The organism is Chelativorans sp., assembly GCF_031180965.1.
Lineage (GTDB): Bacteria > Pseudomonadota > Alphaproteobacteria > Rhizobiales > Rhizobiaceae > Chelativorans.
Window position 1 is genome coordinate 109,041 of the sequence record NZ_JAPSLH010000009.1, and the last position, 11,171, is coordinate 120,211.

Annotated in this window: 15 protein-coding genes; 6 read left to right on the forward strand and 9 right to left on the reverse strand. The window is 65.6% G+C overall.

Annotation, left to right across the window (positions count from 1 at the left end):
- Positions 1-12: 12 nt before the first annotated feature.
- Positions 13-1,833: an adenine deaminase gene (gene ade, locus RIN79_RS09535; RefSeq protein ID WP_309084416.1), complete on the reverse strand. Its 1,821-nt coding sequence runs from the start codon at positions 1,831-1,833 to the stop codon at positions 13-15.
- Between the two features lie 135 nt (positions 1,834-1,968).
- Between ade and RIN79_RS09540 the strand changes: the two genes are divergently transcribed.
- Complete coding sequence (locus tag RIN79_RS09540) at positions 1,969-2,799, forward strand: arylamine N-acetyltransferase (protein ID WP_309084417.1); 831 nt, start codon at positions 1,969-1,971, stop codon at positions 2,797-2,799.
- A 16-nt stretch (positions 2,800-2,815) separates the two neighbouring features.
- Here RIN79_RS09540 and RIN79_RS09545 read toward each other — a convergent pair whose 3' ends face one another.
- The 3 genes from RIN79_RS09545 to dksA all read right to left on the reverse strand — a co-directional run bounded on the left by RIN79_RS09545 (position 2,816) and on the right by dksA (position 3,808).
- Positions 2,816-2,959 (reverse strand): hypothetical protein, encoded by a 144-nt coding sequence (locus RIN79_RS09545; protein WP_309084418.1) that lies wholly within the window; start codon positions 2,957-2,959, stop codon positions 2,816-2,818.
- A 55-nt stretch (positions 2,960-3,014) separates the two neighbouring features.
- The gene (locus tag RIN79_RS09550) at positions 3,015-3,224 is read right to left on the reverse strand and encodes a hypothetical protein (protein WP_309084419.1); all 210 of its coding nucleotides are present in this window, start codon (positions 3,222-3,224) and stop codon (positions 3,015-3,017) included.
- 167 nt (positions 3,225-3,391) lie between these two features.
- Complete coding sequence (gene dksA / locus RIN79_RS09555; RefSeq protein ID WP_309084420.1) at positions 3,392-3,808, reverse strand: RNA polymerase-binding protein DksA; 417 nt, start codon at positions 3,806-3,808, stop codon at positions 3,392-3,394.
- A gap of 264 nt (positions 3,809-4,072) precedes the next feature.
- Here dksA and RIN79_RS09560 point away from each other — a divergent pair, with 264 nt between their 5' ends.
- From RIN79_RS09560 to RIN79_RS09575, 4 genes are all read left to right on the forward strand, one after another.
- The gene (locus tag RIN79_RS09560; RefSeq protein WP_309084421.1) at positions 4,073-4,579 is read left to right on the forward strand and encodes a histidine phosphatase family protein; all 507 of its coding nucleotides are present in this window, start codon (positions 4,073-4,075) and stop codon (positions 4,577-4,579) included.
- Between the two features lie 52 nt (positions 4,580-4,631).
- Positions 4,632-6,125 carry a YcjX family protein gene (locus tag RIN79_RS09565; protein WP_309084455.1) on the forward strand — a complete coding sequence of 498 codons (1,494 nt, stop codon included), beginning with the start codon at positions 4,632-4,634 and terminating at the stop codon, positions 6,123-6,125.
- Entirely contained in the window at positions 6,122-7,195 is a 1,074-nt protein-coding gene (locus tag RIN79_RS09570) for a TIGR01620 family protein (protein ID WP_309084422.1), read from the forward strand. The genes RIN79_RS09565 and RIN79_RS09570 overlap by 4 nt, the downstream gene beginning before the upstream one ends.
- A gap of 116 nt (positions 7,196-7,311) precedes the next feature.
- Entirely contained in the window at positions 7,312-7,851 is a 540-nt protein-coding gene (locus RIN79_RS09575) for a hypothetical protein (RefSeq protein ID WP_309084423.1), read from the forward strand.
- Here the strand turns inward: RIN79_RS09575 and folK are convergent.
- The 3 genes from folK to folP are packed head-to-tail and all read right to left on the reverse strand — an operon-like array spanning position 7,838 to position 9,558.
- Positions 7,838-8,368: a 2-amino-4-hydroxy-6-hydroxymethyldihydropteridine diphosphokinase gene (folK, locus tag RIN79_RS09580; protein WP_309084424.1), complete on the reverse strand. Its 531-nt coding sequence runs from the start codon at positions 8,366-8,368 to the stop codon at positions 7,838-7,840. The two genes, RIN79_RS09575 and folK, sit on opposite strands and share 14 nt — an antisense overlap.
- Positions 8,352-8,711, reverse strand: a complete 360-nt coding sequence (gene folB / locus RIN79_RS09585) for a dihydroneopterin aldolase (RefSeq protein ID WP_309084425.1) — start codon at positions 8,709-8,711, stop codon at positions 8,352-8,354. Before folB ends, folK begins: the two co-directional genes overlap by 17 nt.
- A gap of 13 nt (positions 8,712-8,724) precedes the next feature.
- Positions 8,725-9,558, reverse strand: coding sequence for a dihydropteroate synthase (gene folP / locus RIN79_RS09590; RefSeq protein WP_309084426.1), 834 nt, complete (start codon positions 9,556-9,558; stop codon positions 8,725-8,727).
- A 184-nt stretch (positions 9,559-9,742) separates the two neighbouring features.
- Here folP and RIN79_RS09595 point away from each other — a divergent pair, with 184 nt between their 5' ends.
- Positions 9,743-10,363, forward strand: a complete 621-nt coding sequence (locus tag RIN79_RS09595) for a DUF922 domain-containing protein (protein WP_309084427.1) — start codon at positions 9,743-9,745, stop codon at positions 10,361-10,363.
- Positions 10,364-10,384: 21 nt separating this feature from the next.
- On the opposite strand, the gene RIN79_RS09600 is transcribed toward RIN79_RS09595, so the two are convergent.
- Positions 10,385-10,705, reverse strand: coding sequence for a 2Fe-2S iron-sulfur cluster-binding protein (locus RIN79_RS09600; RefSeq protein ID WP_309084428.1), 321 nt, complete (start codon positions 10,703-10,705; stop codon positions 10,385-10,387).
- Between the two features lie 85 nt (positions 10,706-10,790).
- Positions 10,791-11,126, reverse strand: a complete 336-nt coding sequence (locus RIN79_RS09605) for an Hpt domain-containing protein (protein ID WP_309084429.1) — start codon at positions 11,124-11,126, stop codon at positions 10,791-10,793.
- Between the last annotated feature and the right edge of the window lie 45 nt (positions 11,127-11,171).

Below are 11,171 nucleotides of genomic sequence, written 5' to 3' on the forward strand. Positions count from 1 at the left end.
TCCGGAGGCGGCTTAGGGGAGGAAGAGGTCAACCTTCCTGAACGAGGTCACGTCGATGATTCCCATGTCGGAAATCCGAAGTTCGGGAATGACGACGAGGGCCAGCAGCGAGTGCTGCATATAGGCATTGTTCAGCGTGCAGCCCATCTCACGCATGGCGGCTGCGAGCTTCGCTGCCTTTTCGGCCACGACCTCCGCACGCTCCTCCGACATCAGCCCAGCGATCGGGAGTTCCACCAGGGCCAGTTCGCGTCCCTTCGAGATCATCACCACGCCGCCGCCCACCTCACCTAAGCGGTTGGCGGCTCTCGCCATGTCCTCCTTGTTGGTGCCGACGACGATCATGTGATGCGAGTCGTGCGCGACTGTGGAGGCAAGCGCACAGTCCTGCGTATAGCCGAAACCGGACACAAAGCCATTGGTCACGCTACCCGTGCCGCGATGACGTTCCACCAGCGCGATCTGGCAGACGTCGTTTCTCCGGTCCATCGCGACAAGACCGTTCTCGACCGGAAGCTCGGCGGCGAGCGCGCGCGTCGGCGCCTGGTTCTCGATCACGCCGATCACGCGCGCCCTGACCATATTGGCCCCCTCCGGCGCCCGGATGTGAAAGTCGGCCGCAGTGAGGCGCCTCCCCAGCCGCACGGTCTTCTTCGCCCGTGCGGGATAGGCGTAGGCCGGAATCTCCGTCTCGAGCCTGCCATTGCGGGCAAGCCTCACCCCACGCGCGTAAACCTCGTCGATCACAAGGGCCGCAAGGTCCGATACGATGAGAAAATCGGCCAGCCGTCCGGGCGTGATCGAGCCCAGCTCCCGCTCCAGCCTGAAATGCTGGGCGGTGTTGATGGTCGCCATCTGGATCGCCGTCACGGGCTTGAGGCCCTGGGCGATCGCATGGCGCACGACCCGGTCCATATGGCCCTCCTGGACCAGCGTGCCCGAATGGCTGTCGTCCGTGCACAGGATGAAATTGCGCGGATCGAGCCCCTGCTCGGTCACCGCCTTGATCTGGCTCGCCACGTCGTACCATGCCGATCCGAGGCGCAGCATCGCGCGCATGCCCTGGCGCACGCGGGCGATCGCGTCCTCCATGCGCGTGCCTTCGTGGTCGTCCTCTGGCCCGCCGGCGATATAGCCGTGGAAGGCGCGGCCAAGGTCGGGCGAGGCATAGTGGCCGCCCACCGTCTTTCCGGCGCGCATGGTGGCGGCGATCTCGTCGGCCATGGCGGCGTCATTGGTGGCCACGCCCGGAAAGTTCATCACCTCTCCAAGGCCGATGACATTCGGCCACGCCATCGCCTCGGCTACCTCGCGCGCGCCAAGTTCGGCACCGGCATTCTCCAGGCCCGGCGCCGAGGGAACGCAGGATGGCATCTGCACAAAGACGTTCACCGGCTGCGCCGCCGCCTCATCATGCATCAGCCGCACGCCGTCGAGGCCAAGCACATTGGCGATCTCATGCGGGTCGATGAACATGGTGGTCGTGCCGTGCGGAATGACGGCGCGGCAGAATTCCGTCACCATGACCATGCCGCTTTCCACATGCATATGCGCATCACAGAGGCCGGGCACGAGATACCGGCCGCGCGCGTCCACCACCTTGGTCCGCTCGCCGATGGCGTGGCTCGCATCCTGCCCGCAATAGGCGAAGCGGCCCGCCACTATCGCAATGTCGGTGCCCGGAATGACCTCGCCGGAATGCACATTGACCCAGCGCCCGTTGCGGACCACCAGATCGGCCGGCTTTCGCCCCATGGCAACGTCGACCAGGAGCGGGGCCACGGCGCTCCAGGGCTTCGGTTTGACGAAGGCGCTTGCGGCGGGTGCTGGCATGACTGTGTCTCCCTCCCGGGCAGTTTGGCAAAGCTTTGCCCCCCGCGCCAGACAAATCCGGACAACGGGAACGCGCATGCCTTGCGCCGGCTGGACCTCTTTCGCATTTATAGGCGGCGAGCAGGGAGGACCCAAATGGCGGGGGAAGAAACCACGATCGATCTTGAAGCCTATTTCAGGCGCATCGGCTATGAAGGTCCGCGCGAGCCGACCCTGGAGACGCTTTCCGCATTGCATCTTCTTCATCCGCTCGCCATCGCCTTCGAGAATCTCGATCCGCTCCTGCAGCAGCCCGTAAATCTCGATCTGCCCTCCCTGCAGCGGAAACTCGTCCATTCGGGCCGCGGCGGCTATTGCTATGAGCAGAATACCCTCTTCGACGCCGTTCTTCGCGCGCTGGGCTTCCGGGTGTCCGGCCTTGCCGCACGCGTCCTGTGGGGCCGCGAGGACCTGCCCGTCACGCCGCGCACCCACATGCTGCTGCGCATCGAGCTTTCCGAGGGCACATATGTCGCCGATGTGGGCTTCGGCCGCATCACGCTGACCGCGCCGCTCCGGCTGGAATCCGGCATCGAGCAGCCGACGCCGCACGAGATCTCCCGCCTCGATCCGGAGGGCTCGATGTGGGTGATGAAGGCGAAGATCGGCGAGGAGTGGCGGGCGCTATACCGTTTCGACCTCGAGGAGCAATTCCCTGCGGACTACGAGATCTTCAACTATTTCGTCTCGACGAATCCGGGCTCGCTGTTCGTGCATTCGCTCATGGCGGCGCGGCCCACGCCGGATGGTGGCCGCTACGCGCTCTTCAACGGGCGCCTTAGCATCCATGGCGTCCGGGGGATCAATGGCCCCCGCGAGCTTGATTCAGCGGAGGAGATCGAGACGGTGCTGCGGGAGATTTTCGGCATCGACATACCCGACAGCACCGCTCTTGCGGAAGCGTTGCGGCGGGAAACGATCGTCTGAGCCGGACGGGCCCGGATCAGCCGCGTGGCTTGACCATAAGCGCAAAGGCGGTGCCGATCGCTCCGCCCATGATCATGCCGACAGGGATGCTGTCGAAGAGCGCTTCCCCCAAAACGGCGCCAATGGCTATTCCGGCAGCCATGCTGAGACCGATCATCATGGTGGAAACCAGCCGAAGGTGGGAGTTGGGGATACAGGCTTGCGGTCGGCTGCAACTAGACGGCGACCGGGCGCGGCCATGAGCGCGGATCGGCCCATTTCAGCAGACGCACCTGGCAGGTGGGGCAGAGTTCGAAATCGCTCGCCAGCAGTGCGGAATCCTTGCGTGGGGTGATGCTGACGCGCACCCATCTCCACTCGTCGATCTTCCTTATGTTGCTCTCGGCGCCGCATCCATCACAGCGCCAATGGGACTCGCGAGCCAACCTGCCCTCCCGACGGTTGTAGGCCGTCAAGTTTCTATCATGGCGCGCATCGGAATGGAAGCGTGGTTGCAAGCTTTGAGCAATCTGCAGTTGTCTTGCGGAGCGACCGGTAAACAAAAAGGCCGGGCAACCGCCCGGCCTTCGAAACTCGTGTCGCAGACGGAGGCTCAGTCGTCGCGATAGACCCGCTCGCGCCGCTCGTGGCGCTCCTGTGCCTCGATGGAAAGAGTGGCGATCGGGCGGGCGTCGAGGCGCTTCAGCGAAATCGGCTCGCCGGTCTCCTCGCAATACCCGTAGGTGCCGTCCTCCAGGCGCTGCAGCGCGGCATCGATCTTGGCGATGAGCTTGCGCTGGCGGTCGCGCGCGCGCAGCTCGATGGCCCGATCCGTCTCCGAGGAAGCCCGGTCGGCCAGGTCCGGATGATTCGCGTTCTCCTGTTGCAGCGCTTCCAGCGTCTCGCGCGCTTCCTTCAGGATGTCGTTCTTCCACCTGACCAGCTTGGCACGGAAATAGGCCCGCTGGCGCTCGTTCATGAAGGGCTCGTCCTCGGAAGGCAGATATTCGGCATCGACGAGATCGGACATTTGTGCACCCCACAGCTTGCCCAGCGGCGCCTATATATTCGGGCGCGCAGGCGGCGACAAGCAGAAATGGCTGCCGGGTAACGCAATCGTCAACGGTGCCGCTTTCCTGAAAGGCGCGCCTCAAGCGGCTGGAACACAAAGCTTTTCTTAGGCGGCTCAGCTTTGTTCCGAAAAGCCGCAGATCGATTTTGCGCGCGCCCTCGCAACCTCGTAAGATCGCTGACACAGTGCCGGAGCACCGGCGGAACGCCATGGGAGAGGCGCTTGTACCGGCTTTACCTGCTGCGCCATGCCGAAGCTTTGCACATAAGGCCCGGCGGCTCCGACTTCGACCGGCCGCTGACGGAGCGCGGGCGGCAAGACGCCGCGGCGCTTGGGCTGCGCATGCGGGCGGCGGGCTATCTGCCGTCCTTCGTGCTGTGCTCCAGCGCGGCAAGAGCGCAGCAGACCTGGCAGGAGGTGGCGCGCAAGCTTCCGCACCCTCCCCCAGAAACCCTCTACGCGACCGAGCTTTACCGCGGCGACGCTGCCGACTACCGGATCCTCGTCGCCACCTCGCCGGCGGAGGAATCGCTGCTCGTCGTCGGCCACAACCCCATGGTCCAGGAACTGGCGCTGAGTCTTGCTCGGGCCGGTGATTCGGCCGCGCTTTCTGCGGTCTCGGCCGGCTTCCCCGCCGGCGGGCTAGCCGTCCTCGACCTGGAGGAGCCGCTGTGGCGGATCGCGCCGAGGACCGGCATGCTCGCAGCCTTCCTCTCGCCGCGCGGATGAGAGCCCCTGGCGGCGAATCATTCCTTCGCCACGCTCCGTCACCTATATGCGGATGCCGCAACAGGATAAGGATCGGCCCTTGCCATCGCTGACCACGATCGCCGACGAAGCCCGGATCGCCATCGACACGGTCGCCGACCGCGCGGCCGGTCTCTGGTCGCCCTCGGTCCGCCTCGGCGTCACCGGCCTTTCTCGCGCCGGAAAGACAGTGTTCATCTCCGCACTCGTGCACAATCTGGTGCATGGCGGCCGATTGCCGCTGTTCGAGGCCCAATCCTCCGGCCGTATCGCCGACGCTTATCTGGAGCACCAGCCGGACGATGCGGTGCCCCGCTTCCAATACGAGGATCATATCGCAGACTTGGTGGACCGCCGCGTCTGGCCGGCCTCCACCCGCGCCATCTCGGAACTGAGGCTCACGATCGATTACGAATCGGCTTCCGCCTGGGGCCGGCTCTTCTCGCGCGGAAGGATTTCCCTCGACATCGTCGACTATCCCGGCGAATGGCTGCTCGACCTCCCGCTCCTAAGCAAGGATTTCGGCACGTTCAGCCGTGAGGCGATCGAGCTTTCCGAGCTGCCCGGCCGTGAGGACGTGGCGCGCGAATGGCGCGCGCTCGCCGCCAGCATTGATCCGGAGGCGGATGCCGACGAGATGCTGGCGCGCAGGCTGTTCGAGAGTTTCGCGGCCTATCTCAGGGCATGCAAGGAAGAAAGCCGGGCGCTCTCGACGCTCCCGCCTGGCCGTTTTCTGATGCCGGGCGACCTGGAAGGCTCGCCCGCCCTCACCTTCGCCCCCCTCGCCAATCTGAGTGACCGCCGCGCGCGCTCGGGTTCCATGCAGGCGATGATGGAGCGTCGTTACGAGGCATATAAGAGCCACGTCATAAAACCCTTCTTCCGCGAGCATATCGCCCGCCTGGACCGGCAGATCGTGCTCGTGGACGCCATGCAGGCCATCAACGCCGGCGTGCCGGCGGTCAATGACCTCGAACGCGCGCTGACGGAGATCCTCGCCTGCTTCAGGCCGGGCCGCGGCAGCTTGCTCACGGGGCTCGTCTCCCGGCGCATCGACCGCATCCTGATCGCCGCCACCAAGGCGGATCACATCCACCACGAAAGCCACGACAGGCTGCAGGCCATTGTCAGGCGGCTGGCCGAGCGCGCCATCGCGCGGGCGGATTTTTCCGGCGCAGCCGTGGACGTCGTCGCCATGGCCGCGGTGCGGGCCACGCGCGAGGGCACGGTCACGCGAGGCCGCCAGACGCTTCCGGTCATCATCGGCACGCCGCTGGCCGGGGAAACCATCGGCGACGAGGTGTTCGACGGCGAGACGGAGACGGCGATCTTTCCCGGCGACCTGCCCGAGAGTCCCGTCGCCTTCTTCCGCAAGGATGCTCCGCCACCCTCCGGCGATCCGGCGATCCGTTTCGTGCGCTTCCGCCCGCCGAAGCTCGAGCGCACAATCGAGGGCGTGACCCTGTCGCTGCCGCATATCCGCCTCGACCGCGCCCTGCAGTTCCTTCTCGGAGACAAGCTTGCATGAGCGAACCGCGCCGCCCCGCCGCCTTCCGCATCGAACAGCCTTCCGCCAGGAAGGAGGCGTCTCGGGACGAGCTTCGCCCGCCGCGCGCCATCAGGCTGGACGAATCGACGGTCATCACGCCGGCCGACATCGACGTGTTCGAGGCGCTTGAACCGGCAGCCGCTCCGCCTCCGCCTGCGGTCGCGCCGAGACGGCGCTCCCGCCTCGGCACGATCTTTTTCGCCGCCTTCGGCCTGCTTGTCTCCCTCGCAGCTGGCCTTTGGGCGGACCAGCTCATCCGCAACCTCTTCTCGCGCGCCGATTGGCTCGGCTGGACGGGTGCGGTGCTGTTGGCGGTCGCCGCCTTCGCCCTGTTCGGCATCATCGCGCGCGAGATCTTCGCCGTCTCCCGCCTCGCCTCCGTGGAGAAGATGCGCCGGCGTGCCGACGAGGCCTATGAGCGGGATGATGCGGCCGGAGCTCGGGCGGTCGTCAGCGATCTCACTCACCTGCTTGCCGGGCATGCGGAGACGGCGGCGGGCCGGCGCAGGCTGGAGGAGCTGGAGCACGACGTCATCGACGGCCGGGACCTTCTGCGAATCGCCGAAAAGGAGATCCTGGCTCCCATCGATCTACGGGCGCAGAAACTCGTGCTCGATGCCGCCAAGCGCGTCTCGGTGGTGACGGCGGTAAGCCCGCGGGCGCTGATGGACGTGGTATATGTGATTTTCGAGGCGGTCCGCCTCCTGCGCCGGCTTTCCGAGCTTTACTGCGGCCGGCCGGGCTTTCTCGGCTTCCTGCGCCTGTCGCGCAATGTCCTGGCCCATCTTGCGGTGACCGGCTCCATGGCCATGGGCGAAACGCTGGTGCAGCAGCTGATCGGGCACGGGATCGCCGCGAGGCTTTCCGCCCGCCTCGGCGAGGGCATCGTCAACGGCATGATGACGGCGCGCATCGGCCTTGCCGCCATATCGGCGATCCGCCCCCTCGCCTTCCGTGCCGTCGAGCGGCCGGGCATGGGCGATTTCCTAAAAGCCCTGACCCAGTTCGCCGCCAAGTCGGAAAGTGCTGGGCAGGATAAGCGTGGCTGATTCCCGCACGCGCAATTCTATCTATTCAGTCGCCTCGTGGCCGCGATGGTGATAAAGCCTTAACCAGAATTCTTCATTGTTTGGAAATCGTCGTCGCCAGCCAACCGTCGGTTCTCATGTCTCCGCGCAACCTCGCTCTTTTCTCCCTCGCCGCCGCGCTCGCCTTTGGCGGAGCTTCTCCCGCCGCCGCATCCGACCGGGAGCGGCTATTCTTCAAACAGATCGAAGGGGCGTGGTCCGGTCCGGGCGAGATCGTCGCGGGAAAGTACAAGGGCACCAAATTCGTCTGCAATTTCGCCGGCTCCACGCCGGAGCAGAAGATCGGCATGGCGCTCGATGGCGGATGCCGGGTCGGCGTCTTTAACCAGGAGATGTCGGCCAAGGTCGAGCGCCACCGCGCCGGCTTCCGCGGCACGTTCCTCGATGGCGCGGGCGGCAAGGGCATGGATGTGGTGGGCGGTACCGTGAAGGGCGAATACGCCGTCTTTGCGATACACCGCAATTCCCTGACCGGCGCCATGCGGGCGCAGCTTTCCGGCAAGGACACGATGAATGTGACCATCTCGGTCCATGTGGACGAGGAACTCGTTCCTGTGATCGGCATGACGCTGAAGCGCGTCGACCCGAAGACCGTCAGCGCGATCACGGCGAACTAGCCGGTACTCTCCACCATTCGCGATCGTCGCTGATCTGCTCGATGCCGGAAGCATCGAGCCGGTCGAGATGATCCTTGACCGGGCTCCCGTGGATGACGAGGTCCGGCGCAAGCTCGGCCAGGGGCACGAGAACGAAGGCGCGCTCCAGCATCCGCGGATGGGGGACCTCCAGGTCTTTCTCGGAGACTCGTTCCTGCCCATAGGTCAGGATGTCGATGTCGATGACGCGCGGCCCCCAGCGCTCGTGCCGCTCGCGTTTGAGGACGCGCTCAGTCTCGAGGCAAAGTTCGAGCAGGCCGCGCGGCGGCAGTCCGGTCTCGATCTCCGCGACGGCGTTCAGGAAATCCGGCTGGTCGGTTCTGCCCCAGGGCGGCGTCCTGTAGAGGGCAGAAACCTGCACAAGACGGACATTGTCCTGCTCGTCGAGTTGGCGCAGCGCGGCGGCCATGGTCCGCGCCGGCTCGCCCAGATTGCCGCCGAGACAAAGGAAGGCGCGGCTCCTATTGCGGCCACTCAACGGTCACCTCGACATGATCCAGCACGCCGCGCACGGGGGCGCTCGGCTTCCTTACCGTGATGGCCGCACGCGTGATCTGCGGGAAACGCTCGCAGAGGCCCTGGGCGATCGCCAGCGCCAGCGTCTCTATGAGGAAGTGCCGGCGGCCGGTCACGATTTCCTCTATCACCGAGAAGGCGACACCATAGTCGACGGTGTCTGCGATGGAATCGTCGGCAAGCGCGGTGCCCGGCTCTACCGCAAGCTCGGCATCCACATAAAAGCGCTGGCCGAGCCGCTCTTCCTCGTCGAGCACCCCGTGTCTCGCGAAGAAGGCGCAGTTCTTCAGCCGGATCACATACATTGCCTCGTCCCTGTCAGGTCTCGGCGGCCAGCATAGCATCGGCTACGCGGAGCGCATCCCTGTTCGCCGCCACATCGTGGACGCGGAAGATGGATGCCCCCTTCACGCGCAGAAGCGCGCTGGTGGCCGCCGTGGCGGCGTCCCGTTCGCCGACCTCACGGCCGGTGAAATGGCCCAAGAAGCGCTTGCGCGAGGTGCCCACCGCCACCGGAAAACCGAGGCCGAGGAGCTCGGAAAACCGGGCCATGATCGCGATATTCTCTCCGGGGTCCTTGGCGAAGCCAAAGCCCGGATCCAGCACGATCTGCTCGTCCTTCACCCCAGCCTGGTGGACGATCTCCAACGAGCGGCGCAGGAAGAAGAACTGGTCGGCGATGACGTCGGGCAGCTTCTGCCGCTCCCGCCCGGTATGCATCAGCACCAGCCCTGCCCCGGTTTGCGCCGCCACGCGGGCGATGGCGGGGTCCTTCTGCGCCCCCCAGACATCATTGACAATATGGGCTCCGGCCTCCACCGCCAGGCGGGCCGTTTCGGCGCGGTAGGTATCGATGGAGAGGAGGATGTCTTCGGCCGCGAGGGCCTCGATCACCGGCAGGACACGGTCCTGCTCCTCGGCGGCATCGAGCGGTTCGGCTCCCGGCCGCGTCGACTCGCCGCCAACATCGATGATGGCCGCGCCCTCCGCCGCCAACCTCAGCGCGGCCTCTACCGCGGTTGCGGCCGAGCCGTAGCGGCCGCCATCGGAGAAACTGTCCGGAGTGACATTGAGCACGCCCATGATCAGCGCCTCGGCCCCCAGATCGAGCGTGCGTCCGTGAGCAAGTTTCCACTGTCGTGGCGGCGTCATTCCCGGTTCGTCCGTTCCAGCTGCGCGTTCCGTTGTGCGGCGCCTCTCGGGTAAAATCAATTGCATTCAGAACCACGTGTAGGTTCCAATTTACCTGCGCCGCGCCGCCCGCTTATCGCAAAGCGCTTTTTCGTTGCGCGCGCCGCTTCCTTGGCGCAATCTCCCTCCGAGGCAGGAGAGCAATATGCGGCGCATTCTGGTATTTTTCCTTTGTCTAGCTGCGGCCCCTGCCACGGCCGCCACCATCTCCAAGACCTACAGCTACTTCCCGATTGGCGGAATGACGCTTCCCGAGATTGAGCGCCAGTTGGAAACGCGCGGGCCGAAGCTCGACAGCACCGGCCGCAGACATCCCGGCGCCACCAATATGGAGTTCACGTCACGCATAGATTACGGCCAGTCCGGCAGCCAGTGCCGGGTCGTCGATGCGCGCGTTTCGGTAAAGGCGAAGGTCATCCTGCCGCGGTGGCGCGACCGCCGCCGGGCGGAGACGGAGGTGCGCCTGATCTGGGACACGCTGGCCGGCGACATCAAGCGCCACGAGGAAAGCCATCTGAGCATCGCCAAGAACCATGCGCGTCTGCTCGAGGACTCGCTCAAGGCACTGCCGCGGCGGCAGAACTGCCGCATCCTTGCGCAGGAGGCAGAGAAGACAACAGCACGCATCCTTGCCACGCATGATGCGGCGCAGGACGCCTTTGATCGCATCGAAAGCATCAATTTCGAGAGCCGGATGATGCGTCTCCTGCGCTACCGGCTGGAGCGGGCAGAGGCGGCGCAACGCCGGGAGCAAGGAGCCCGTTAACGGTCGCAGGCGGCTTGCGCGCTATCCCTGCCGTTCCGGCACCCGCACGACAAGGCCGTCGAGTTCGTCGCGCACGCGGATCTGGCAGGAGAGGCGCGAGTTGGGGCGCACCTCATAGGCAAAATCCAGCATGTCCTCCTCCATGGCCTCGGGCGGGCCGACCACATCCGTCCACGCTTCGTCCACATAGACATGGCAGGTCGCGCAGGCGCAGGCCCCGCCGCACTCGGCCTCGATCCCAGGCACGCCGTTGCGCACGGCGTTCTCCATGACAGTGGAACCGTTCTCGGCGTCCACCTCGAACTCCGTGCCATCGAAGGCGATATAGGTGAGCTTGGTCATTAACTGTCCGGGGATAGCACAGGGCGGGAGGAAAATGATTGCCGGAGATAGCGACTATGGCCGACGTGTCAACCGTCGGAGCCGCTCAGCCCATCTCGCGGGTGAGGAAGACCTGCACCTCTTCGACGAGGCGCGGAAGGCGGTCCGCCGCCGCCGAATATGGCGACGCCTCTAGCTCGGCCGCGCAGGCGGCGAGAGGAAAGGCGCCGACGGCCCGGGCGGAACCCACCAGCTGGTGGGCGAGGCTGCGGCGGGCTTCCCCGTCCAGCATATGAAGTTCGTCGCGGGCGGCGGTCGCCTGCACGAGGAACAGGTGCAGCACCTCGCGCTTCAGCCCCTCGTCGCCCAGGGTCTGCCGCGCAAGGTGGCTGAGATCGATCGGCGATACCTCTGGAAAACCGTCTTCTTGCCGCTCAAGCATGCCCATCCCTGCTATAGTGCCGCATTCTCACCACCTGGAGGCGGT